Source organism: Enterococcus sp. XAF26B05_ASV22 (assembly GCF_056727285.1).
On the sequence record NZ_CM161538.1, the window covers coordinates 2,045,498 to 2,067,931 of the forward strand.

The following is a 22,434-nucleotide window of genomic DNA, read 5'->3' on the forward strand; positions in this document are numbered from 1 at the left end:
TATTTAGTACTCAATTTTTATGGATAAATCGGTAACAACTCTAGACCACATTGCTCATCAAATCCTGCGTAAATATTTAAATTTTGGATTGCTTGTCCAGCTGCACCTTTCCCTAAATTATCAATCACTGTTACAATCGTGATCATGTTCATTTTGGGATTATAGGCAAGCCCAATATCACAATAATTCGAGCCAATTACTTGTTTAAGTACAGGATAATGACCAACCTCTTGAATCCGTATAAACGGCTTTTTTTCGAAATGTGTTTGATATATCTGAACTAACTTCTCGTCAGAAATCGGTTCTTTCAATTTAGCGTATGCTGTTAAGAAAATACCTCTAGTTACTGGAATCAACGAAGTTGAAAATTGAATTGCCGAAAGAGCTGGTGCCCATTTTTTTAACTGTTGGACAATTTCTGGAATGTGTTGATGGCGATTCATTTTATACAGAGACATATTGTCATGTGTTTCAGAAAAATGAGTTGTTTGAGATAGCCCTTTCCCTGCGCCTGAAACACCAGATTTGGCATCTATAACGATAGAATCCAAAATCAACCTATTCTCTTTTAATAATGGAGCCAAAGATAATTCTGCCGCCGTAGCATAACATCCAGGATTAGCAATCCATTTTGCTTGTGGCTTTTCTCGATATTCAGCCAAACCGTAATCAAATTTTTGGATACTCTCGATTGATGCTGCGTCAGCTCCATACCAAGTGTTATATTCACCAACTTCTTTTAACCGAAAATCTCCTGATAAATCAATCACAGGAAAATCAGCTTCGATAAAAGGGATCGCTATCTCTTTTGATATCCCTGAAGGAGTTGCTAAAAACACTAACTCACTTTTTCTCATAATGTCATCTGGATCAATTTTTTCTAATGGTAAAGAAATAAGTTGTTTCAAATGAGGGATGATTTCCTCTAAAGTTTTTTTATTCACTGAATGACTATGGATAGAACTTACTTCAACAAACGGATGTTGCTTAAGATATCGTAAAAGCTCTAACCCACTATACCCTGTCACACCAATAATTGAGACCTTCACTTGCTTCACATCTTTTCTTTTATTTTTTATCCAACAAGTACTGTTTTTCATATTATATGGGTTCCTGATAAACAAGTCAATGGTTTTTTATTAAATTATTGAATAAAATCAAATAATTATGCACAAAAATGACGATGTATTCATTTTTTGTTGAATAAAAAAGTCTGGAAAGTAGTTTTTTCAGCTTTTCTCCAGACTTTAAAAAACCTTTTTGGCCTTCTTTTGTAGCATTATACAGAAAGATAAATCGCAATTGTTCCATCTGCTTTGTAGTGTTCTGCATCTGACAAATACGTACGCCTTTTTTCTAACGCTTCGTCTTTCCAAATCTTCTGCCAGGCTTCTCCTACACCCTTTGGACTGGACTCTTTTACAGGTATTGCCACGTACTGACCCGTAAAGATAATCGAACTTTCAGGAAAATTAGCTCTCTCACTTCCTATCAATAAATCATAATCTCCTTCGAAATTGCTTTCATAGTTTGAATAAACAGCAAAAAATTCTCCTTCTAACTGCATCTCTGGAACCTTATTCCATAAAGTAATGATTTCGTCTAAACGATGATTATTGGTACGGATTTTCTTGCCTTTGATTATTTTTTCTGCTAATTGAATCGTCATTTCTTTCACTCCTCTACATTTGTAAAATGAGCGTAACACAAAAATGCTGACAACTGTCTGTCAACATTTCATTCAACTTTTAAAATTTCTATGCTGATCACAGATAGTACTGTACTGTGATAATGCCAATTAAAATAAGAATTCCTGGCAAATAATTGGATACTCTGATTTTACAGATACCAGTGATATTTAAACCAATTGCAAAAATCATCAAGCCACCAATCGCACTTATTTCCCCCATCAACAAATCCAGTAGCTCTTTTGGAATATACCGCATCAAAACACTGGCAGATACAGCAATCACCCCTTGATAAAGAAAAACAGGCACTGCAGAAAAAAGAACACCCACACCTAATGTAGCAGTCAGCATAATCGACATAAAACCGTCCATTACAGCTTTTGTAAACAATGTTTGATGGTTATTTGTGAAACCACTCTCAATTGCCCCAATAATCCCCATCGAGCCAATTAGGAAAATGAGCGATGCAGTCACAAACCCCTCGGCAAAATTGCTACCGGGTTTTGCATAGCGTTTTTCTAGCTTCAAACCAAAATCGTTCATCTTATCCTCAATCCCTATCGCTTCACCCAACATTGCACCCAAACACAAGCTGATGATGATCATGATGAAAGAAGAAGTCTTAAAAGCCATTTGAATACCTAATACTAAAACGCCTAGACCAATCCCTTTCGTTACAGTATCTTTCATTTGTTCCGAAATATTACGTAAAACAGCACCAAGTAAACTTCCAAAAACTATCGCTATCCCATTGACTAAAGATCCTAATAAAATCATTTTCTTTCATCCCAATCATTCTTTATTTCTACACATTTATTATTATACGATAAGAAAGGGAAAAGTGATATTATACTATCTAACTATTCTTACAATAGCGAGGCTTTTTTGTATTTGTGCAATCTGCTTGATAGAGAAGGATCTTTTTATCGTTCCATGCTATTTTTTCTAAGCAGAATCAACTATACTAATCATATAGAAGTGAATAGAACATAAAAGTGAGGAAAATAAATGGCAACGATAGACATAGAGAAAGTCTTAGAAACGTGTTTGCTAGCTGGGAAAATCATGCTAGAAAGTGATGCTGAAATGTATCGTGTAGAAGATACAATGAGCCGAATTGCTTTAGCATCAGGAGATTATCGCCTTGTTAGCTACGTCACCCAAACAGGCCTTTTCGTTGGGTTAGATGGCACATCAACCATTCGAATGGTCCAAATTTTAAATCGGTCGATCAATTTAGAGAAAGTATCTAGAATCAATCAACTTTCCAGAGAGTATGTTACTGGGCTTTATACGCTGGATGAACTTTTAGAACAACTAAAATGCTTAGAACAAGAACGAAAGTTTTTTCCTTTGTGGATAAGATTTGTTAGTGCGGCCGTTGTCAGTGGAACAATCATGATTTTATTTGGCGGCGTCTGGAATGACTTGCCTTTGACTTGCTTGATTGGAGGTTTTGGTTATATGCTTTATTACTCCAGCTTAAAAGTTTTGCGCATCAAATTTCTTTCTGAATTTTTAGCTGCTTTCTTTATCGGCTGTGCGGCTCTTTTTAGCAGTAAAATCGGGTTAGGTATCAATCAGGATATGATTATTATCGGTTGTGTCATGCCACTTGTTCCTGGAGTACAAATGACAAATGCCCTGCGTGACTTGCTTGCTGGCCATTATCTTTCAGGCGTTTCGAGAGGGACAGAGGCAATGATGACGGCTTCTATGATTGGTTTTGCGATTGCTTTCGTTTTTCAATTATTTTATTAAGCATCATCGTCATATAATGTTAAGAATTTGGAGGATCTTAAATGACCACTTTACTGGTTCAGTTTTCATTTAGTTTTTTAGCTTCGGCTGCTTATGCTATTATCACGAATGTACCTAGACGTTCTTTGATTGCTTGTGGTCTATCTGGGGCATCAGGTTGGATGTTTTATTGGTTTTCCACTCAACTAGGTGCTAATGCTGCTTTAGGCTCTTTATTGGGTGCCTTAAGTGTTGCTGCCGTTAGCTTTATTTGTTCACGAAAACTAAAATTACCTGTTACTATTTTTAATATCCCAGGCATGGTTCCTTTAGTTCCCGGAGGACTTGCTTATCAGGCCGTAAGGAATTTAGTTATTGGAAACTACGAAACGGCTGTTTATTCTAGTGTGCAAGCAATCATGATTGCAGGAGCAATTGCTTTAGGATTAGTTTTATCTGAGGTATTGAATCATAATATTCGCAACTTTAGAGAAAAACGTGAAATAGTCAGTTTGATCAGAAAAAAAGAAGAAAAGAAACAGTAGTATCAACTAGTATAATCAAGAGGTGAATTAATGGATGCTATTTGTAGTCTTTCATAATAATCCATTAGGAGGAATCAAAGATGATCAAAAAAATCGACACACTAACAGCTATTGAATTAGAAAATATATTAAAAATTTGGTTAACTGCTAATTGTGATGCACACCCTTTTATTCCAGAAGCATACTGGCAAGGTAATCTTGCGTTCGTAAGAGAACAACTGCCTCAAGCTGATCTTTATGTTTATTGTGAAAACAATGAAATTATTGCGTTTCTAGGGATGAATGCACATTATATTGCTGGAATTTTCGTGAAAAATGGCTATCGTAGTAGAGGCATCGGACAGAAGCTACTAAACGAAGCGAAACATGCTCACGATACGTTAAGCCTTTCCGTCTATGCCAAAAATCAGAATGCTGTGACATTTTATGAAAAACAAGGATTTAAACAACTGAATCAGCAAATAGACGAGCATAATGAGTTGGAGTATCAGCTTGTGTGGAAAAAATAAATTCCATAAGGCTGGGATATAACTCTACGAGTCAAATCTCAGCCTTATGGAATCGGAATAAAAAGTGGTAGCAGAAGCAACTATACGCTTTGTTTCGATCACATCAAATTCTAAGTGCTAAAGCACAACAAGGAACAAATTGATGTTACACAGTACCTACTTCGCTCTAGGATTAAAATTCTGTCCCAACTCTTTTTAAAAAGAGCGATAGACATATTGGTTCTTCGGTTCTTCAACATGTTTGACCTTCGTGACATCCACCATCGGAACCTCTCGTTTAAATGGTGCATAATAACCAGAATGAATCGTTCCTGTCACTTCTACCCAGTCATTGTTTTTAAAAGTCTGTCCTTCTGGCATATGAGTCAACAAACCAAATACTCCGGAATCAGCCACACAGTGAATAATGCCAAATCGGAAAACAAATATATTGGCCTCCTCGTTTTGTGAGGAATTAAACGCAAACCCCTTATACGTAATCGTTTTTCCGATAAACTCACTCGGATAATTATAAATCAGTTCCATCACTTCTAAATAATTTTCTTCTGTAACCGTCACTTTATCATCTTTGATGTAGTGTGTTAGAGCCTTTTCCATCTGTTTATTATAATCTGTTTTATCGAAATAGATGCTGGTGTCTGGTTTTAAATATTGCGTTTGAACATCAGGATCACCGACAGATTCTTTACTCAACGGAAAATTGAACCCTTTCGCTTCAACGATTGACGTATCTAGACTAACCGTTGGGAACATAAAACCGACAACTAAAGGAAACGCTAGTAAAACATAAGCGATCCCTTTTTGATAGGGTTTATTTAGGCCATGGTCATGACAGTCTTCATGATGGTGGTGATGTTCTGTTTTTTTGTCCGCTTCTTTATTCCAAAGAATCAACTGAACCATTGCCAAAACGAAAGAAAGTAGCATCGATAAAATAGCTAAGTAGCGGTAATGAACATTTATATATTGGTTTAATCTACCCGATACTTGTAAAAACAGCATCAACATCGTATAGCCAATTAAAATCAAAAATCGAATCATCTATTCTTCCCTCCTTAGATTGCAAGTGCATAAAGACTAACAACTACTGTTACAATGCCGACAAATTTTAACATAAAGGATGTCTTGAAGTATCGTTTCATCATCAGTAAATTTTTAATATCTACCATTGGCCCAAAAACTAAAAACCCAACCACGGGTCCATTACCGAATAAACTCAATAACGATGAGCCAATAAATGCATCCGCCTCAGAACATAAAGACAACGTAGCGGCTAAAATCAGCATCACCAAAATAGCTAAGAGTTTGGTATGGCCTAATTGTAACATCGCTCCAGTCGGTAAATAAGTTTGCATCGCTGCAGCTAATAATGAACCGAAAATCAAATAACGTCCTGTATCAAAAAACTCATCAATGCCATGAGTCAAAACAGCCCAACATTTATGCCAAAACGATTCTTTATCCTGTTGATGTTCTTCTTCCTCTATCACACACGTCCCATCAAAGGAAGTCTCTTGTAGAATAGGTTCTTTATTGATATAAGCTAACCAAACACCCACGATAAGTGCCACCAACATACTACCAAGTACCCGCCAAATCACAAATTTCACTGAATTGCCAAAAGCGATATAGGTTGAAAAAAGAACGATTGGATTAATGATCGGTGCTGTGATCATAAAGGCAAACGCCGTATAGGTCGGCACATCTTTTTTTACAAATTGATGCACAATCGGGACGATCCCACATTCGCAAGAAGGAAAAAAGAAACCTAATACACTACCCACAATGATCGACAAAAATTTATTTTTAGGCAGTATTCGTTTCACTCGTTCTGGTGTTAAAAATACATGTAATGCGCCAGATATCACACAGCCAAGCATGACGAACGGTAACGCTTCGATTACGATCGATAAAAAAATAGTGCCCATTTGCAAAACTGAATGAGGTAAAAACTGAAACATCTAATTCCTCCTAGTGCTAAAAATAACGCCCGCAACTCTATTCTTTGCATCTGTTTTTTTAACATTCCAAAATATAGTTAACTATACTGCAGCTACGCCAAAAATTCAAGACACGGTAAAATTAATTAAAACTTCTATAATATATTCATTGCATAACAAAAAAGGTCGGATCTTTAGCATCTTGCAAATCACAACGCATGTATGTTGTGATTTGCAAGAGCACATCGACCCTGACCAACTTTTCCTCACATGTTCTCTCTAGCTCTTAAATTGCAAATAATGCTGATGCTGATGCTGGATCTGTGTCATAAACATTAAAATCAACATTTACACCTAAACCTTTTTCAGCTAAAATCGACTCCATCGCCATCCTAGCATGCTCTTTGGTATTATTTTCCTTGCTCAAATGCCCTAGATAAATTCGTTTTGTATGAGCCCCGATCACATCTGCCATCGTTAATGCTCCATCATCGTTAGACAAGTGTCCCTTGTCTCCTAAAATTCGTTGTTTTAAACTCCAAGGATAAGGACCCATTCGTAAAATCTCTAACTCATGATTACTTTCAATCAGGTATGCATCTGCATCTTTGATTGTTCCACGAATATGATCACTACAATAACCTGTATCTGTCAGCATTACAAAAGAACGATTATTTTTGAAGAAACGATAAAACTGTGGAGCCGCTGCATCATGAGAAACACCAAAACTCTCGATGTCCATATCACCAAAAGTCAAAACTTTGCCCATATCAAAAATATGTTTTTGCTCAACTGCAACATTACCGATCAACGGATCCATTGCTGCCCACGTTTTTTCATTTGCATAGACATCTAATTTATATTTTCTAGCAAGAACTCCTACCCCATGAATATGATCTCGATGCTCATGTGTAACTAAAATAGCATCTAAATCTTCTGGTTTACGATCGACTTCAGCTAGTAAGGATGCAATCTTTTTTCCACTTAGCCCTGCATCTATAAGTAGCTTTTTCTTCTCTGTTTCGATAAAAAGGGAATTACCAGTGCTACCGCTAGCAAGTATACTGATATTAAAAGCTTTTTCCTGACTCATTTTTTCTTCGCTTCCCTTCTTTGGTCTACAGCTTCTTATTATACATCCTTCACTACTGATTTTCCACCTTTGGTACAGTATTATTTGTAATGATGGTATTGCTCATGGCATTCACCTGTTCAATCTGCAAATTACTGCCACTAGATTTGATGCCGACGAACCATACAGGAACATATACATTCTTCTCACGAATCTTATAAATTCTCGTATACGCGAGCTTTCGAAATGTTATTTTAGCATTACTTGGAATTTTATTATTGATATACAAAGTTTCAATTGCATCACGTTCGGATGATAGATCCATCTTATCACGTAGTTCTTCGATTCCTTGGATATGAGTTTGCGTGTACTTATTAATTTTGTGCAATCCGTCAGACTCATCTGATTTCTCCAATTTTAGTGAAATTTGAGCTGTATCATCCTTAAAAAGAATACTCTTGTAACTTTGAGAAACAATAATCTCGGGAAACTCACCTTGAAGAGTAGAAAATTCAGGTAAATAGCGGTACTGACTACCATACAGAACGCTATTTTTATCATTTAAAAAAGCATCTAAGGATTTTTCAATATTCTTTTCATCAATAAAGTAACTGGTTTGAGCATAATTCATCTGAGGATATACTGTTAATGTGTTATCAGTCCATTCCACTCCGTTTTTAAAGAAATTTCGGTCTTTTGTTTCACGTTCCGCTTGGATAACATTATAAAAGTTTGTCTGTTCGCCACTTAAATAATATCCTTCCTTTTTTTCTCCTGAAAAAGTTCCTTTGTAGGTAATCCCATCTTTGTCTAATCGCTTTTCAATACTATCTGTCTGATCTGAAAAAGACACATTGTTTTCTTCTTTTAAACCTTCTTGATAAATACCGAAGAGGAACATGTTCAGTCCTAAAAAAGCAAGGAAAAAAATCCATTCAATTCGTTTGAAGTCCATTATTCCACCTCCAAATTCGCTAGTTTTTCCAACAATTCACGTTCTGAATACCATTTATTGTCGTAGCGAATGTACCATTCTGGAGTAAGATCGACCACTTGCGTTATTTCTTCGATTTTGTGCCAAGTATAGCCAATCATCATTGAGTTGATTTTTTCCTGATTCGCTCCATTGATTATTAGTTGTTCTAATAAGCTTTCAGTACTTTTTAACACAACCTCTTCTTCGGAAGGAATCGGTACTTGAATTGTATCAACACTTGTTTCGATTACGATACTTGATTTTTCAGATTTATCATTTCCAATTGTGATTCGCACTTGACCTTTATCATTTTCACTAAAAACTGGAAATCCTTCTACAAATGTACGATAGTTAATCTCTGTATCCGTCCGATCAAAATAGCGGATATTTCCCATATTTGTTCCTAATTTTTTTATATACTTAAAACTATCGGAATAAATATTGTCTTTAGCCTTCCTGGCTTCTATATCACCGTTGAAACGAATCGTTCCTAGTTTTTCGTCTACCGTCAATCGTTCACTGCCGCTTGTGTAGGATAGATCTTTACTATCTTCATTTGTTTGGATAGTATCGGTGTTAGAGAAAAAGGCATTTCTAAATTTTGTTACAGGTTGGGAGGCTAAAATATAACTATATTTTTTCATTTTTTGGTCTTCAGACAAATAATAATGTTTTCCTGCAACTGCCTGCTGTTCTGAAATTTGATTATATTGTACGCCAACTTTATTCATTAAATTTAACACTTTTTCGTTATCTATCGTAATCGGCGCTTCATAAACATCTTTGCGATTGAAATCTAAAAATCGAATCTTGTGTTGTGTTAAATCCACTTGAATACAAGTAAAATAAATTTGATCCGCACTGAGATCGGTTAATTGAAGAGTTAAATTATAGACAGATATATATTCACTTAATAAGAAAGTTCCTTCATAAAGTAATTCAAATCCTTGCTCCATTGATAGATATTTTTCAAACTGTTCAGAATCTCCAGCAACAGTTTGAGCCAAACTTCCAAATGAACTATGCTTAATTTCGTTTTGAATATTTGTGATTAAATTTTCACTCGTATTCATTTCTGACTTCCCATTCTGCATGCGAATTAAATGTAGCGGTAAAAATACATCTGTATCTACTCGTTCATTCACGACAGTTGTCGCAGGTTGAGGATCATTTTTGATTGGTTGTTCTTTTTTTGAAGAGCTAAGCCAAATGCTAACCGAAAAATAGACACTCAGCAACACCAAAAATATCAAACCGATTCGCACAATTTTTTCTGTTAATTTCATTCCCACCAATCCTCCTCATAAGGTTCATAAGGCAAGGATATATAAAAGGTAGAGCCTTTTCCTTCTTGACTTTCAACCCAAATTGTACCATTGTGTGCTTTCACTACTTCTCTTGAAATAGCCAAACCTAATCCAGTTCCGCCTTGTTCTCTCGCGCGTGCTTTATCTACACGATAGAAACGTTCAAAGACTTTGTTGACATCTTTTTTAGGGATTCCTAACCCTTGGTCGGTTACACTGAAAACAACGTTATTATGCGTTTCAAGCAGACGACATGTGATTTCTCCGCCATCAGGTGAGTATTTGATGGCATTATTTAAAATATTATCCAAGACCTGAATCACTTTGTCTGTATCTAATTCCACCCACAAATCGCGTTTAGTAAACTCACGATGAATCGTATAATTTTTATCATTCGATTCGACCATCATATCAAAACGGTCTAAAACAAAATTGATCAATTCATTAAAATTCACATACTCTAACTGTAATTCTCCGTTACCTGAGTCCATTCTTGAAAGATTTAATAAATCATTGATCATTCGAATCATTCGATCCGTTTCTTCTAGCGTCACTTTTAGAAAATTAGGTGCAACTTCTGGATTCTCCCAAGCGCCTTCGCTTAAGGCTTCAATATAGCTGCGCATACTTGTTAAGGGTGTGCGTAGCTCATGCGAAACGTTCGACACGAATTCTCGACGTTCCCGTTCATTTTTTTCTTGTTCTGTTACGTCATGAAGTACACAAACGAGTCCAGTAATAAAACCAGATTCTCGACGGATCATTGCAAAATCAACGCGGATAATCATCTGATCTTCTTCCATAGAGGAAGATGAACGATCGATCAAAATTTCTTCTGGCTCTTCCAACAATTTACGTAATGTGTAATCAGTCTCTATGTCTAGTAGCTCCAATAAAGAAGAGCCAATCACGTCTTCATCTTTTACATTCAGTAAAGAAAGTGCCATTTCATTGATTGTAATAACTTTACCACGTCTATCTGTCGCAATAACTCCGTCTGTCATATGAGCCAAGACACTGTCTAAACGGTTTCGTTCTGCTTCCATTGTTTCTTGTGCTTCCTCGATTCGTTCAGAAAGTTGATTAAATGTCTCAGCCAGTTGGCCTAATTCATCTTTTCCATAAACTTGGACTTTTCCAGTATAATCACCTTTAGCAATTCGTAAGGCTTGTTCCCTCATTTCACCGATAGGCTGAGTAATTGATCTTGCAATTAAAATCGTCACAATAATTGAAATTGCTCCTGCTATTAGTGACGCAGTAAAAAAGATCCGAGCTGTATCTGTGATCTCTTGGTATTTACCTTCTATATTGCTTTTAACATAAAGAACCCCGATGACTGTGTCGCCAGTCGGGGATTGGATAGGCTGAACATTAATGTATACGCGTTTGTCGTTATCAATAGCTGAATATTTTTTTGCACTGAAATCATTCAAGTCACGATAATCATTTTTCTTACCGACAATTCCTTGACGATTTAAATCGCTTGTCGCTCTTACGATTCCTTTGTCATCAACGACTCGAGCTTCAATCGTCTCTGATGCTGAAAAATCAGTCAATGTTTTTTTCAAATTAGCATCGATCTCTGTTCGATCACGCTCTTTTTCACCTAATTTTGGACTAAGTGTGCTAGCTAATTGGATTACCTGTCGATCAACATTTTGTTTATAATCATTAATCGTTGTCGATTCCAGTTCACGGATGAAATATCCACCGATAATTTGAATCGCAATCAATAATAATAGAATAAATGATAATGCAATCTTAAAATTGACCGATTGAAAGAAGTGAACTTTTTTTTTCATAAATCACTACTCCTGTTCAGGATTTCGTAGATAATACCCAACACCACGACGCGTAACTAAATAAGTTGGGTGACTTGGACTGTCTTCGATTTTCTCTCTTAGGCGACGAACTGTTACATCCACTGTACGAACATCTCCGAAATAATCGTATCCCCAAACCGTTTGAAGTAAATGTTCACGAGTCATTACTTGACCGATATGTTTTGCTAAATAATAAAGTAATTCAAACTCACGATGTGTTAGTTCGATTTTACTGCCACGTTTTGATACCATATAAGCATCTGGATGGATCGTTAGGTCTCCAATCGTAAGTTCCGATTGCGTAGTAGATTCTGCTTCTTTGGCACTTGTTGCACCACGGCGTAGGTTGGCTTTAACTCGTGCTACAAGTTCTCGATTAGAAAATGGTTTAGTCACATAATCATCGGCACCCAATTCCAATCCTAACACTTTGTCAATCTCAGAATCTTTAGCAGTCACCATAATAATCGGCATGTCATAGGTTTTACGAACTTCCCTCGCTACTTCAAGTCCATCCATTTTCGGTAACATCAAGTCTAGGATAATCAAATCAGGTTCTACTTCTTTGACCTTTTCAACGGCTTCTTCGCCATCATAAGCTGTAAAAACTTCATATCCTTCTTTAGTAAGGTTGTATTTCACAATTTCCGAAATCGGCTTTTCATCATCTACAACTAATATTTTTTTCATATAAGAGGCACCTCTTTTTTTCTTTTGTCTTTTCGTAGTCTAACCATATTCTCTCTTATTATACCTTATTTTGTCCACTGTTTCATCTTTGAGTAAAAATCCTTACTCTTTCCTATCTATATCTTGCAAAAAAAAGGCTTTCTGCCTATAATTAGACATACGGTTTTAGAAGGAAGCGATAAAAATGAAAGCACCACGATTACAACCAGGTGATGAAATCCGCGTTATTGCACCAGCAGGTAGTCTGTTTAGTTTGACGGAATTGACTATTAAATCCGCTGAAAAAAAATTGACCGCTTTAGGATTTAACGTTACATTTTCTGAACATGCGACTGAACACGATATTCTTGGCTCTTCTTCAATTATGAGCAGAGTCAAAGATCTGCATGCCGCATTTGCGGATGAAAATGTCAAAGGAATTTTAACAGCAATCGGCGGTTTCAATAGTAATGAATTACTGCCTTACCTTGATTTTGACTTGATCAAACGTCATCCAAAAGTATTTTGCGGTTATAGCGATATCACAGCTTTGTGTAATGCCATTACGGCTAAGACAGAGTTACTGACATACGTTGGTCCACATTTTTCTAGTTTCCAAATGGATGAATTACAAGAATATCAAACCGAAACTTTTTTACATGCCACGACGGATGAAAAAGCGTTTGTTGTGTCTGCTTCTGAAACATGGAGCCAAGACGAATGGTACTTACCCAATCCAAAACGAAGAGTATTTGCGAATAATTGGAAAGTTTACAATCCTGCTGAACCTGTCACTGGGACTTGTTATGGTGGTCATTTAAATACCTTTCAGTTGCTATTTGGTACGTCTTTTCAACCAAATTTAGAACGTTCTATTTTATTTATCGAAAATGCAGAGGAAGACGATTATCATGATTTTGCTCGTGGTTTGGCTGCTCTACTTCAAATAGTAAAGCATCCACAAGCATTACTAATCGGTCGTTTCCCTAAACAAACAAAAATGACAGAAGAACGACTTTTAGCAATTTTATCAAAATATCCTCTATTACGAGAAATTCCTGTGATTTATGACATGAATTTTGGCCATACTCAACCTATTTTTACGATTCCAATTGGAGATCAAGCATCAGTTGATACGTCACAGAAACAAATTACTTTTTTCTAAAAAACTCTATTCGGACAATACTTCGCTTCCAGCAAAAATTGTTAGACCTATGCTTCTCGCTTAGTTTACTAATATAACAGTTAACGAAATACCTAATAAATGAATCATTGTTAAAGTCAAACCAATCACGATTCCTACAAGTTTTTTCATTGCTTTTTTAATCCCCCTCATTCTTCTGTTGTTTCAAAACCGAGTATCACAATAAAAGTAAGATGACAACCAAAAAGTACCCTCTTAAGGGTTCTTGATAAAAAAATACCAACGAGAGAGCATCTACTACATGCTCTCTTGTTGGTATTAAATCTTAATCTAATAATTGGATTCCAATTCCTAAAAGCCCGGGTCCAGTATGTACAACTAAAGCTGGACTAATCGTACCGAAATAAATCTTTTCCGCTTGCGGAAACTGCTCTTTAAGCTTTTCGTAAAAGGTTTCTGCCTCTTCTACGGCTTGTCCTTGAGCAACAGCTAAGACAAATTTCTTATGGTCACCAACAAATGCTTTTACCAACTCAAAGGTTTTATCCAAGCTTTTTTTTCTCCCACGAGCTTTAGCAACGGTGTGGTATACGCCTTCTCCGTTACACGAAATAATTGGATTTAGTTTTAACGCATTCCCTAAAATTGAGGCAACCAAACCAATGCGTCCACCTTTTTGCAAGTACTCTAAAGTTGCAACATTGAAAAAGACTTTCGCTTTTGCAACATTACTCGTTAATTCTGTCTTGATTTCGTCCCATGAACGATCAGCCTCAATTAATTTAGCGGCTTCGATTGCTTGAAGACCACTACCTATGCCAATATTTTTTGTATCTAAAACAAACGTTTCCACCCCTTCAAATTCCTCTGCAATCAAACGAATCACATTAAACGTCCCACTCAATCCACTGGAAATTGTAACAGCCAATACTTTTTCATACCCATCTGCTTTGATTTTTTCGAAAATTTTCGTGATTGTTTCACCATCTGGTAATGAAGTGCTCGGAATTTCTACAGATAATCGCTCGTAAACTTCTTCTGGCGTGATATCTACCTTATCGGTATAGATACGATCTTTATAAATAATTTGCAATGGAATCATATACATCCCATACTGATCGATTAACTCCTTAGGTACATCCGTCCCTGAATCTACTAATAATGCAATTTTTCCTTTATTCATCTAATTTTTCTCCATCTTCTTTTGAGTTTGTTTGTGCTAATTCAATGGCCTTTTCAGTAAATAATTTAGTGGCAAATGATAACGTCGCACCTTTTACAATTAAAAATTCTACTGGTATAGGTTGATCAAATGCTGCGACTGGCTCTGTTCCTAGTGCTTGAGCAACAACCACTGCTATAGCTGCTTCTTGTTCATCGCAAAAAAGATTATATGCTTCGCGAATCCCAACCGCTGCTCCTTGGTAAAGAATGCCTTGTTTGATTTCGGGTATGGTTAAAACTTGCTTTAATAGCGTAATAGCTATTAAGAACGCCAAATGCTTTTGGTTATACCGTTTTTTATGAGGTGCTGGAATCAATCCTAATTTTACATAATTATTGACCATCGATGACGTTAGTAACGTGTGCTTTTCTTTTAAAATCACTGGTGATAAGTATCGTTCAACAAGCGTGATCACTTGATCCATATATAACTCTAACTCAGGTAGTTCATGCCATCGTGGCAAGTGGACATTTACCAACTCTTGTCCCCAAATTTCCAAAGAGGATTTTAATTCATTCACAAGATCCCTCCTCCTACTTACTGTAATAGTTTAACATTTTTTTCATAAACATTCAATCTGGTTTCTAAAACTAGATTGAAAATAATAAAAAAGAGAGTGAACTACTAGGATGTCCGAAGTGAAACCCAGTAGTTAGATGTTTTAACAGATTCAACACTCTTCCTTACCCACCATGTGGATTGTCACAAAGGCGATGTTCTCTACGACACTTTATAAACTATCTTTGCATCATTGATTGTAAACTTTGAGACTGTTCATCAATGTTTGTTTTTCCATACTAGATTTCTCCATAAAGTTCATTTATAAATCAGGCACCTGTTTAAAATGTCAATCCTGAACCATTATGTAATAAGAACCCAATCTTATTCTCAGCTAAAAATATCTTCACAATAAAAAAATCCCTGATAGAAACTCTTTAAGTTTTCTACCAGAGATGAAAATTATTTAGATATATTTTTTAGCTCTCTCTTTCCTAAAATAATTCCAATAAAAAAGAATAACTCTAGCAAAACAAAAAACAAAATAAAACAATGCATAAAATATTGTTCTGGCAAAACATTAATGATGGGGTCAGTAGCCGGATCAAACAACCAGTCATCATTATTAAAAAATACACCATGAAACGCCACAAAAAATTGATCAAATCCGATTGCCATTAATACACCAAAAAATGCTGGAATGATCATTCCCCATTGAAATGGGCGAATCAAACGCCACACTCGTTTTGACTTGATAAGACGAAAAACGAAGATAACACTTGGAATAAGTGTTACGAGTAATACTCCATAACAGAGTAAGAAAAGACGCTTTACTTCATAAAAATGAAACGCACCACTTTTTGAGGATGGAAAATCGGATAATTTTAGCGTGTCAATAAATGGGTTATTTAAATAGGCCATCAACTGGTCAAAATTTTTCAGCAATGTCGGCTTATCCATATCCACGTAGTCTAAAATTTTTAATGAATCAATCTCAAAAACATATAACAGACGGAAATTAATCGTAATCGTAATGCTTAAAGAGACAATGGTTAAAATCAAACACGCAATCCCAGCGCGTTCAAACCAAATCCAATTTTTTTCTTTCATATCAAAACGTCCATTCATCCAGAGAATCCACTACATATGTAGGCTGTTCAGGTAAACTTGAAACTACTGATTTCGCCGTAAAGCCAGATAACACAAGTAAGCTATCAATCCCATTTTGAAGACCAGATTGACTATCTGTTTCATAATTATCGCCAACCATAATGACATCTTCTTTATTCATTTTCATCACCTTTAGCGCTTCATTCATAATAATCGCATTGGGCTTGCCGATCATGATTGGATCCGCCTGTGTTGCTGTTTGAATTAACGATATAAATGAACCCGCACCAGGTAATAATCCTCGCTCCGTCGGAATACTTTTGTCTGGATTTGTCCCAATAAACGTAGCGCCATTTCTGATACAAAGGGTTGCCGTAGCAAGTTTTTCATACTTTATATCTGTATCTAAACCTACAACAACATAATCCGGTTTTTCTTCATCCCACTCAAAACCAGCTGATAAAATCAACTCAGTAAGACCAGATTCTCCGATTACGTATACTCGGTTTCCTTTTCTTTGTTCTTTCATATAATCGATTGTCGCAAGGCTTGCTGTATAAACGGTCTTTGCTGATACATGAATATCAAACTCCTTAGCTAATCGATCTGCGACAGCCTCAGGTGTTTTTGTCGTATTATTAGTGACAAAAAGAAATGGCCGTTTTAATTCTTGCAAACGCTCAACAAAACGTTTTCCAGCAGGAATAACTTCTTTGCCTAAATAAATCGTACCATCCAAATCAATTAAATAGCCTTTATAATGATTTTTCACGAATGTTTACTCCTCACGTTGACGAATAGTAAATGAACGTCCCTTATTGGCGGCCATATCTTTCTTTCCAATGACTGCTTTTTTGGGTTCATTTTCTTTGCGATTTTTAATCACAGGTTTCGTTTTATTAGTCACAGGTACACGTTTTTCTTCTGTATGTGCCTGATTTTGATTCATTGTTTTTTTAGTTGGTTTCTTGCGACGTGTCTGTTGTTTTTCACGTTTTCCACCAATTCTTTCGATCACAAAATAAGCACAGCCAAAATTACAATACTCGTATAGATAATCTTCTAGTGTATCGATTCTCTGCTCTGGTGCCGCTTTACGATTCGATTCGTTGAAAAACCCTTTCAAACGTAGTTGATCGTAGCCCCAGTCCCCAACAATATAATCATATTTCGAAAGAACATCACTAAAACGTTCTCCTAGTCTTTCTGCATCAAAGGCTTCCCGATGATTTTTCACTAAAAGATATTCACGAGTCCCAATCATTACATGATTCTCGTCAGCGAGTGTTACGATTTCGCCTTTTTTCTTTTCTTTGACAGGTTCTTCTTTTATTTCTTCAAGGACAGCCGTGATTTCTTCTGTTAATGTCGCTGTTGGTTCTTCTTTATGTTTAACTGGTTTCGTTGATTTGTAAGGTTTTTTTACTTTTTCTGTCATTTTTTCACCGCCTAGATTTTATTATACCTTGTTTTTATAGGATTGGGTAGTGCTTGTTCAAGTAGTTACCTAAAACGGTTCGGATAAATTCTAGAAAGATAAATTCCACTTCTCCTGCAAGCTCAATGGTTGGAAAAAAAGGAATAAACATAAAATGATCAATTGTGGTAAACGTATAGGTACACTCTAAATCGACAGGCGCATTCTGCCATAAAACTTGTTTTTTCTGCTTATCATATGCAATTCCATCATAATATAGCTCACCGAAAACTTTACCGCGAAACCCCATCCCTCTAATTGGAAATTTACGCAAGTACTGACGGTTTTTTTCCATTTCTTTGACTAACCGAATCAATTCAGCACCAGATAATGTTACGCGAATCAAATGTATTGGATGAGGTAACGTTTCATGCAATTGATCTGCATCAACGATGCCTTTTGGTATATCTGTCAAAAACAAGCCATTGTTTAGTATTGCCGCGTCAGTGCGCCCTTTTTCTTTCAACGCTTTTAAAGTGGTTATGATCAAAGGATGTTCTGCATTTAGATCCACGAATAAAGGATGGGGTATGTTTGCGATTTTTTTGGCTTTTAATAACTGATGCCCCAATGCAAGATAATTCTCAATCTCTCTTTGGTCTTCGGATAATGTAGGAAGCTCAGCAGTGGATACAGCTTTAGCTTCACTATTGAGGATAGTACCGTTGGCGACCGTTAAGTGAACTTCACCAATATAATAGCCAAATTTACCAGCAGCAGAAAGTTGTATCCCATTGATTTTTTCACCATTCTTGAATAAATGATGGGTGTGAGAACCTAGCAATACATTAATTTCATGATATTCATTCGCGATTTTACTATCTTCATCGATCCCTAAATGACTCATTAAGATTAAAATATCACATTGTGGCCGAACCACCCTAATCAATTGCGGCAATATCTCTTTAATTGACAAAATATCCCAACCGTTTGGACGATAAGTCAATGGAAATGGGGCCGTCAAAGCAATCAAACCAATTTTCGTCTGTTCTTTTGTTTCGATAATCTTATATGGCATCGCCCATTCAGGTGCTTGTCCTGTTTCTAAATCAACTAAATTTCCTAACAAGACATCAAAATTTCGATGATCGTATAAATGATTCAACTCTTCTTTGGAATTCCCAACTCCTTCATTATTTCCAATCGTTGCCGCATCATAGCTTATTTCGTTCATTCGTTCGATATTCGCTTGACCATCGGTAGCTTCTGTTAATGGATGCCAGCGATCTATAAAGTCACCTAAATCAACTGTTAAAACGGTTTTACCCTGTTTGGTGTAGCATTCTTTTTGACCTAGCAAGTACCTTCTGATTTTGGGCCAATTTTCTACATGTGAATGCAAATCATTTGTGTGAAAGATGACGATTTCTTCCATTGTATCGCCCCCAATTTCAATCTATAAAATTATAGTACCATACTTCAGCTTAGAGTATAATAAAGGAACTACACAATTAAAGGAGATAACTATGAAAATTAATGTCCCTTTCGGCACGATTTGGTTGGACGCGGATGATGAAGGTCTAAGTACTGTTTCTTTTTTTGAGATTCCAAATCATAAAACCAATCATTATACAGAACTCGCTGCCAAAGAACTCACAGAATATTTTGCTGGTAAGCGTAAACGTTTTTCCGTTCCTTTGTCTGTTCACAGTGGAACTGTATTTCAACGAAGAGTTTGGCACGCTCTTTCTCTAATACCCTTTGGCGAAACCCGAAGTTATCAAGAGATTGCTCAAGCAATTGAATCCCCAAAAGCAGTACGAGCAATTGGTCAGGCGAATAGTAAAAATCCACTCCCAATCATTGTGCCTTGTCATCGGGTAATTGGTAAAAATGGGGCATTAACTGGTTATTTAGGTAGCTCTGAACAAGAGGGGCTTAACATTAAGAAATTCCTACTGCATATGGAAAATTTTTCCCTCGATAAATTTGATTAGCCACAATAAGAACAAAAAAATAATGGACAACAAAACATTCTATGTTCTGCTTTCCATTATTTTTTGTTGTGTTAATAGAATAAAAAATAAACTTCCTAACGATTAAATATTGCCTTTGTTATCATCGCTATCTTTACCACGATATTTTTCTAAATATTGTTCTTTGGTCATTACATCATTCGCGTTCATGTTAAATTTAACCAAGTATAAGCCTATCATATGAGCAATTGCTTCTCTTACTTTTTCTACAATTTGGTCAAAAACGATAGAATTATTGACATTATAGTTCCAAATTACAGACACATCAACTGCCGCTTGCTTTGTGCCAACTTCGATACCAATGCCCGAAATCGCCACGCTTATGATTTTTTTCACGACAACTCCAAATGATGATTTCGCTTTTAATCCACAGATGATGCTTTCTACTGTTTTTGCTATTAGCGCTAACTTCTTATTATAATTTTAAATTCCTATCATAGATCGAATTGATTCTATCAAGGAATAAATATCCAAATTTTCGTCGCGCATTTTCCCAATGACATATCCGACTGCCGCAAAAATTAGCAAGACAACTGTTTTCCAAAAACCAATCAGTAATAAAAGGAGCGCTAATAGGAAAAACAAAGTCGTCCAAATAATCCTAAAACGATAAGGGCTAAGCTGATTGATCCAGCGTTCTTTTTTCTTTTGATCCATGGCGTCTCCTTTCTATACTACCCGCGATTGTTTTTTACCAAAAGCAGTAGGCTCTGTTGATTCTTTTTCTCTTAATTGAACTGTGACGTGGCTATCAATTGATTCTAGTGCCGAGTTCAAGGTACTTTGTATTGTTTCTTTGATTTCTTCTCCTAACGCTTGAAAACGTTCCTTACTTCGGACATCGACTTTTAACTTAACCGCTACTTTCTCTTTACCTTTGATTTTAACGGTCAATTTTGTTTTATCTGGATGAATAATCGTACTGTACGCTTCCTTAACAAGCTGTTCAACAGTGCTTTTGGGAATCTCAATCTGGTTCTTCCCCTCTTTCACAATCAGACGCTTTCTTCCTCCGGAAACCAAAAGTACAACAATCAAAGTGAGTAACATCAGACCTCCCAAAATAAGTAACATCCATTCAAAGAATATGAATAACCCTGGATAAATGTACAGAAGCCAGTCTACTTGGTAAGACAACCAAGGAATATCGATCAGCTGACTAAGTAAACCCAATGTTCCAAAAAACAATAGGAGTATAATTAATGCAAAAACAATTTTCAGCAATCGTTTCATTTACTTCCCTCCTTATAGTCAAATTGTTTTGCTGTTAGGTAAATTGTAACGCCTAAAAAAAAGTATTACAAAAGATATGAATTTGTTTTTTTCTCTATAAGCTACTTATCCTTGTGAAAACTTTTAAAAAAAACGACCAAACCGTTTCATACCTGCAAAAATCTGCTGGAAGAAATGTAGCCGATCGTTTTCTATTTATTCGTCCAAATACTCTTCTTTTGAAAATTCAGTATCTTCATACTCACCGCTGTCTCCATAAAATTGATTATAGCGTTGTTTAAATTTGCGGAAAATATAGGTAACTAAAACTTTGGCAATCGCATAAATTGGAATCCCAAAAATCAATCCAAACATCCCTAATAAATCACCCATTACTAATAATACAATCACAATCGTTAACGGATGAACAACAAGTCGTTTGCCCATCACTTGAGGTGCAATCAGGTGGCCATTCAACATTTGAACAAGCATCCAAACGAAACTCATCTTAATAAACATTCCAAATGACACCATCAAAGCGACAATCGCAGCTGGAATAAAAGCAATCACGGGACCAATATATGGGATCACCGCTGTGATTCCCACAATGATCGATAAAGTGCCTGAATAAGGAACTTTGATCAGCCAAAAACCGATAAATGTCAAAATGCCGATTGCAATTGATACTAAAATTTGTCCTTTTAAATACGCACCGACCTGACTACTCATTGTTGCCCCAATTTCTTTCGCATCACTTCTAAAACGCGGGGGTATAATTTTCAAAACGAAAGAGAAGAACTTCTGATCATCTTTTAATAGGAAAAAAGTAATGATCGGAGCCGTCACCATAACCAACGCAAACCCAGTCAAGGTAGAAAATACCGTCGAAGCACCTTCTACAGCTTTGCTAAAGTAACTACCGATTCCATCAGAGACATTACCGAACCATCTTTGAATTCCATTTAATGCATTTGCTAAAGGTTTCTCTAACACAGAATTGTGGAAGAAATCAGTGACCATTTTGTTCAAATCATCCATATACTGCGGAAAACTTTGGATTAAGCCATCTACTTGCTTTTGTATAATCGGAACGACTAGAATAATACCAATAATGATCAATGTAACCAAAATAATAAAAATAGCTGAAACGCCGTAGACCCGTTTAACTTTGTGTTTTTCTAGCCAATTGACAACTGGATTAAATAAATAATACAAAATCAATGCTAAAATCGTTGGTCCAATAACCGTTTTGAACACAACCCCAATCGGACCAAAAATAAACCCAACCTGATGAAAAATAAAAATAACTGCTCCTAGCAACAGCAATGCTACTAATGTAAATATCAAATTTTTTCCACCAAGAAATTTGATCCAGCGTGTTTCTTGTTTCTTTTCCATTTTCTTCCCTCCTTAGTTTAAAAGCCAAATGAGCCCTTTTTGGCTCGAATGAAAAATAGGATTTCACCTTTTTTCATAGCTTCTAGCCCATAGAACTAGTCAACAGCACCCCTATATTGTAG

25 protein-coding genes and 1 pseudogene are annotated in these 22,434 nt (G+C 36.1%); 5 read left to right on the top strand and 21 right to left on the bottom strand.

Features of this window, described 5'->3' with window-relative positions; all coding sequences use genetic code 11:
- Positions 1 to 17: 17 nt before the first annotated feature.
- The 3 genes from argC to AC1PU0_RS10190 form a co-directional block, all read right to left on the bottom strand.
- Positions 18 to 1,049: an N-acetyl-gamma-glutamyl-phosphate reductase gene (argC, locus tag AC1PU0_RS10180; protein WP_111247514.1), complete on the bottom strand. Its 1,032-nt coding sequence runs from the start codon at positions 1,047 to 1,049 to the stop codon at positions 18 to 20.
- 230 nt (positions 1,050 to 1,279) lie between these two features.
- Positions 1,280 to 1,669 (bottom strand): GyrI-like domain-containing protein, encoded by a 390-nt coding sequence (locus AC1PU0_RS10185; protein ID WP_206833926.1) that lies wholly within the window; start codon positions 1,667 to 1,669, stop codon positions 1,280 to 1,282.
- Between the two features lie 97 nt (positions 1,670 to 1,766).
- The gene (locus tag AC1PU0_RS10190) at positions 1,767 to 2,465 is read right to left on the bottom strand and encodes a DUF554 domain-containing protein (RefSeq protein WP_479998295.1); all 699 of its coding nucleotides are present in this window, start codon (positions 2,463 to 2,465) and stop codon (positions 1,767 to 1,769) included.
- Positions 2,466 to 2,696: 231 nt separating this feature from the next.
- Here AC1PU0_RS10190 and AC1PU0_RS10195 point away from each other — a divergent pair, with 231 nt between their 5' ends.
- The 3 genes from AC1PU0_RS10195 to AC1PU0_RS10205 all read left to right on the top strand — a co-directional run bounded on the left by AC1PU0_RS10195 (position 2,697) and on the right by AC1PU0_RS10205 (position 4,482).
- Positions 2,697 to 3,449 carry a threonine/serine exporter family protein gene (locus tag AC1PU0_RS10195; RefSeq protein ID WP_069654424.1) on the top strand — a complete coding sequence of 251 codons (753 nt, stop codon included), beginning with the start codon at positions 2,697 to 2,699 and terminating at the stop codon, positions 3,447 to 3,449.
- 41 nt (positions 3,450 to 3,490) lie between these two features.
- A complete protein-coding gene (locus tag AC1PU0_RS10200; protein WP_069654425.1) occupies positions 3,491 to 3,973 on the top strand; it encodes a threonine/serine exporter family protein in 483 nt (160 codons plus the stop codon).
- A gap of 80 nt (positions 3,974 to 4,053) precedes the next feature.
- Positions 4,054 to 4,482, top strand: coding sequence for a GNAT family N-acetyltransferase (locus AC1PU0_RS10205; protein ID WP_069654426.1), 429 nt, complete (start codon positions 4,054 to 4,056; stop codon positions 4,480 to 4,482).
- Positions 4,483 to 4,677: 195 nt separating this feature from the next.
- Here the strand turns inward: AC1PU0_RS10205 and AC1PU0_RS10210 are convergent, their stop codons facing one another.
- The 7 genes from AC1PU0_RS10210 to yycF all read right to left on the bottom strand — a co-directional run bounded on the left by AC1PU0_RS10210 (position 4,678) and on the right by yycF (position 12,293).
- Positions 4,678 to 5,523: a TIGR03943 family putative permease subunit gene (locus AC1PU0_RS10210; protein ID WP_206849558.1), complete on the bottom strand. Its 846-nt coding sequence runs from the start codon at positions 5,521 to 5,523 to the stop codon at positions 4,678 to 4,680.
- A gap of 14 nt (positions 5,524 to 5,537) precedes the next feature.
- A complete protein-coding gene (locus AC1PU0_RS10215; protein WP_206849560.1) occupies positions 5,538 to 6,443 on the bottom strand; it encodes a permease in 906 nt (301 codons plus the stop codon).
- A gap of 265 nt (positions 6,444 to 6,708) precedes the next feature.
- The gene (locus tag AC1PU0_RS10220; protein WP_111247474.1) at positions 6,709 to 7,515 is read right to left on the bottom strand and encodes an MBL fold metallo-hydrolase; all 807 of its coding nucleotides are present in this window, start codon (positions 7,513 to 7,515) and stop codon (positions 6,709 to 6,711) included.
- Between the two features lie 52 nt (positions 7,516 to 7,567).
- The gene (locus tag AC1PU0_RS10225) at positions 7,568 to 8,449 is read right to left on the bottom strand and encodes a two-component system regulatory protein YycI (protein ID WP_069654430.1); all 882 of its coding nucleotides are present in this window, start codon (positions 8,447 to 8,449) and stop codon (positions 7,568 to 7,570) included.
- Positions 8,449 to 9,756 (bottom strand): YycH family regulatory protein, encoded by a 1,308-nt coding sequence (locus AC1PU0_RS10230; protein ID WP_111247475.1) that lies wholly within the window; start codon positions 9,754 to 9,756, stop codon positions 8,449 to 8,451. Before AC1PU0_RS10230 ends, AC1PU0_RS10225 begins: the two co-directional genes overlap by 1 nt.
- Entirely contained in the window at positions 9,753 to 11,582 is a 1,830-nt protein-coding gene (gene walK / locus AC1PU0_RS10235) for a cell wall metabolism sensor histidine kinase WalK (protein ID WP_111247476.1), read from the bottom strand. The genes AC1PU0_RS10230 and walK overlap by 4 nt, the downstream gene beginning before the upstream one ends.
- A 6-nt stretch (positions 11,583 to 11,588) precedes the next feature.
- Positions 11,589 to 12,293, bottom strand: a complete 705-nt coding sequence (gene yycF, locus AC1PU0_RS10240) for a response regulator YycF (RefSeq protein ID WP_010764627.1) — start codon at positions 12,291 to 12,293, stop codon at positions 11,589 to 11,591.
- Between the two features lie 184 nt (positions 12,294 to 12,477).
- Here yycF and AC1PU0_RS10245 point away from each other — a divergent pair, with 184 nt between their 5' ends.
- Complete coding sequence (locus tag AC1PU0_RS10245; protein WP_206835105.1) at positions 12,478 to 13,437, top strand: S66 family peptidase; 960 nt, start codon at positions 12,478 to 12,480, stop codon at positions 13,435 to 13,437.
- Between the two features lie 63 nt (positions 13,438 to 13,500).
- Here AC1PU0_RS10245 and AC1PU0_RS10250 read toward each other — a convergent pair.
- The 7 genes and pseudogenes from AC1PU0_RS10250 to AC1PU0_RS10280 form a co-directional block, all read right to left on the bottom strand.
- Positions 13,501 to 13,596: pseudogene (locus AC1PU0_RS10250) on the bottom strand (aquaporin); the annotation flags it as partial.
- A 145-nt stretch (positions 13,597 to 13,741) separates the two neighbouring features.
- On the bottom strand, positions 13,742 to 14,599 hold the full coding sequence (locus AC1PU0_RS10255) for a DegV family protein (protein WP_069654391.1): 858 nt from the start codon (positions 14,597 to 14,599) through the stop codon (positions 13,742 to 13,744).
- Entirely contained in the window at positions 14,592 to 15,161 is a 570-nt protein-coding gene (locus AC1PU0_RS10260; RefSeq protein WP_069654390.1) for a DUF1836 domain-containing protein, read from the bottom strand. The genes AC1PU0_RS10255 and AC1PU0_RS10260 overlap by 8 nt, the downstream gene beginning before the upstream one ends.
- A gap of 440 nt (positions 15,162 to 15,601) precedes the next feature.
- Entirely contained in the window at positions 15,602 to 16,249 is a 648-nt protein-coding gene (locus tag AC1PU0_RS10265) for a TIGR01906 family membrane protein (RefSeq protein ID WP_340689579.1), read from the bottom strand.
- A gap of 1 nt (position 16,250) precedes the next feature.
- Positions 16,251 to 17,021 carry a TIGR01457 family HAD-type hydrolase gene (locus tag AC1PU0_RS10270; RefSeq protein WP_111247480.1) on the bottom strand — a complete coding sequence of 257 codons (771 nt, stop codon included), beginning with the start codon at positions 17,019 to 17,021 and terminating at the stop codon, positions 16,251 to 16,253.
- A 6-nt stretch (positions 17,022 to 17,027) separates the two neighbouring features.
- A complete protein-coding gene (locus AC1PU0_RS10275; protein ID WP_206835116.1) occupies positions 17,028 to 17,687 on the bottom strand; it encodes a YutD family protein in 660 nt (219 codons plus the stop codon).
- A gap of 34 nt (positions 17,688 to 17,721) precedes the next feature.
- Positions 17,722 to 19,101, bottom strand: coding sequence for a bifunctional metallophosphatase/5'-nucleotidase (locus tag AC1PU0_RS10280; RefSeq protein ID WP_206849565.1), 1,380 nt, complete (start codon positions 19,099 to 19,101; stop codon positions 17,722 to 17,724).
- Between the two features lie 91 nt (positions 19,102 to 19,192).
- Between AC1PU0_RS10280 and AC1PU0_RS10285 the strand changes: the two genes are divergently transcribed.
- Positions 19,193 to 19,663 (top strand): methylated-DNA--[protein]-cysteine S-methyltransferase, encoded by a 471-nt coding sequence (locus tag AC1PU0_RS10285; protein WP_206849567.1) that lies wholly within the window; start codon positions 19,193 to 19,195, stop codon positions 19,661 to 19,663.
- A 102-nt stretch (positions 19,664 to 19,765) separates the two neighbouring features.
- Here the strand turns inward: AC1PU0_RS10285 and AC1PU0_RS10290 are convergent, their stop codons facing one another.
- From AC1PU0_RS10290 to AC1PU0_RS10305, 4 genes are all read right to left on the bottom strand, one after another.
- The gene (locus AC1PU0_RS10290) at positions 19,766 to 20,101 is read right to left on the bottom strand and encodes an Asp23/Gls24 family envelope stress response protein (protein WP_206849605.1); all 336 of its coding nucleotides are present in this window, start codon (positions 20,099 to 20,101) and stop codon (positions 19,766 to 19,768) included.
- A gap of 24 nt (positions 20,102 to 20,125) precedes the next feature.
- Positions 20,126 to 20,359, bottom strand: a complete 234-nt coding sequence (locus AC1PU0_RS10295; RefSeq protein ID WP_206849569.1) for a DUF2273 domain-containing protein — start codon at positions 20,357 to 20,359, stop codon at positions 20,126 to 20,128.
- Positions 20,360 to 20,371: 12 nt separating this feature from the next.
- On the bottom strand, positions 20,372 to 20,935 hold the full coding sequence (amaP, locus tag AC1PU0_RS10300) for an alkaline shock response membrane anchor protein AmaP (RefSeq protein WP_111247485.1): 564 nt from the start codon (positions 20,933 to 20,935) through the stop codon (positions 20,372 to 20,374).
- Between the two features lie 195 nt (positions 20,936 to 21,130).
- Positions 21,131 to 22,312, bottom strand: a complete 1,182-nt coding sequence (locus AC1PU0_RS10305; protein ID WP_206849571.1) for an AI-2E family transporter — start codon at positions 22,310 to 22,312, stop codon at positions 21,131 to 21,133.
- Between the last annotated feature and the right edge of the window lie 122 nt (positions 22,313 to 22,434).

Coding starts and splice junctions, on each gene's coding strand:
- AC1PU0_RS10185 (WP_206833926.1), bottom strand. CDS start 1,669: ATGACGATTCAATTAGCAGAAAAAATAATCAAAGGCAAGAAAATCCGT.
- AC1PU0_RS10225 (WP_069654430.1), bottom strand. CDS start 8,449: ATGGACTTCAAACGAATTGAATGGATTTTTTTCCTTGCTTTTTTAGGA.
- AC1PU0_RS10210 (WP_206849558.1), bottom strand. CDS start 5,523: ATGATTCGATTTTTGATTTTAATTGGCTATACGATGTTGATGCTGTTT.
- amaP (WP_111247485.1), bottom strand. CDS start 20,935: ATGAAACGATTGCTGAAAATTGTTTTTGCATTAATTATACTCCTATTG.
- AC1PU0_RS10295 (WP_206849569.1), bottom strand. CDS start 20,359: ATGGATCAAAAGAAAAAAGAACGCTGGATCAATCAGCTTAGCCCTTAT.
- AC1PU0_RS10220 (WP_111247474.1), bottom strand. CDS start 7,515: ATGAGTCAGGAAAAAGCTTTTAATATCAGTATACTTGCTAGCGGTAGC.
- AC1PU0_RS10255 (WP_069654391.1), bottom strand. CDS start 14,599: ATGAATAAAGGAAAAATTGCATTATTAGTAGATTCAGGGACGGATGTA.
- AC1PU0_RS10265 (WP_340689579.1), bottom strand. CDS start 16,249: ATGAAAGAAAAAAATTGGATTTGGTTTGAACGCGCTGGGATTGCGTGT.
- AC1PU0_RS10195 (WP_069654424.1), top strand. CDS start 2,697: ATGGCAACGATAGACATAGAGAAAGTCTTAGAAACGTGTTTGCTAGCT.
- walK (WP_111247476.1), bottom strand. CDS start 11,582: ATGAAAAAAAAAGTTCACTTCTTTCAATCGGTCAATTTTAAGATTGCA.
- yycF (WP_010764627.1), bottom strand. CDS start 12,293: ATGAAAAAAATATTAGTTGTAGATGATGAAAAGCCGATTTCGGAAATT.
- AC1PU0_RS10280 (WP_206849565.1), bottom strand. CDS start 19,101: ATGGAAGAAATCGTCATCTTTCACACAAATGATTTGCATTCACATGTA.
- AC1PU0_RS10275 (WP_206835116.1), bottom strand. CDS start 17,687: ATGACAGAAAAAGTAAAAAAACCTTACAAATCAACGAAACCAGTTAAA.
- AC1PU0_RS10190 (WP_479998295.1), bottom strand. CDS start 2,465: ATGATTTTATTAGGATCTTTAGTCAATGGGATAGCGATAGTTTTTGGA.
- AC1PU0_RS10230 (WP_111247475.1), bottom strand. CDS start 9,756: ATGAAATTAACAGAAAAAATTGTGCGAATCGGTTTGATATTTTTGGTG.
- AC1PU0_RS10305 (WP_206849571.1), bottom strand. CDS start 22,312: ATGGAAAAGAAACAAGAAACACGCTGGATCAAATTTCTTGGTGGAAAA.
- AC1PU0_RS10205 (WP_069654426.1), top strand. CDS start 4,054: ATGATCAAAAAAATCGACACACTAACAGCTATTGAATTAGAAAATATA.
- AC1PU0_RS10215 (WP_206849560.1), bottom strand. CDS start 6,443: ATGTTTCAGTTTTTACCTCATTCAGTTTTGCAAATGGGCACTATTTTT.
- AC1PU0_RS10285 (WP_206849567.1), top strand. CDS start 19,193: ATGAAAATTAATGTCCCTTTCGGCACGATTTGGTTGGACGCGGATGAT.
- AC1PU0_RS10200 (WP_069654425.1), top strand. CDS start 3,491: ATGACCACTTTACTGGTTCAGTTTTCATTTAGTTTTTTAGCTTCGGCT.
- AC1PU0_RS10245 (WP_206835105.1), top strand. CDS start 12,478: ATGAAAGCACCACGATTACAACCAGGTGATGAAATCCGCGTTATTGCA.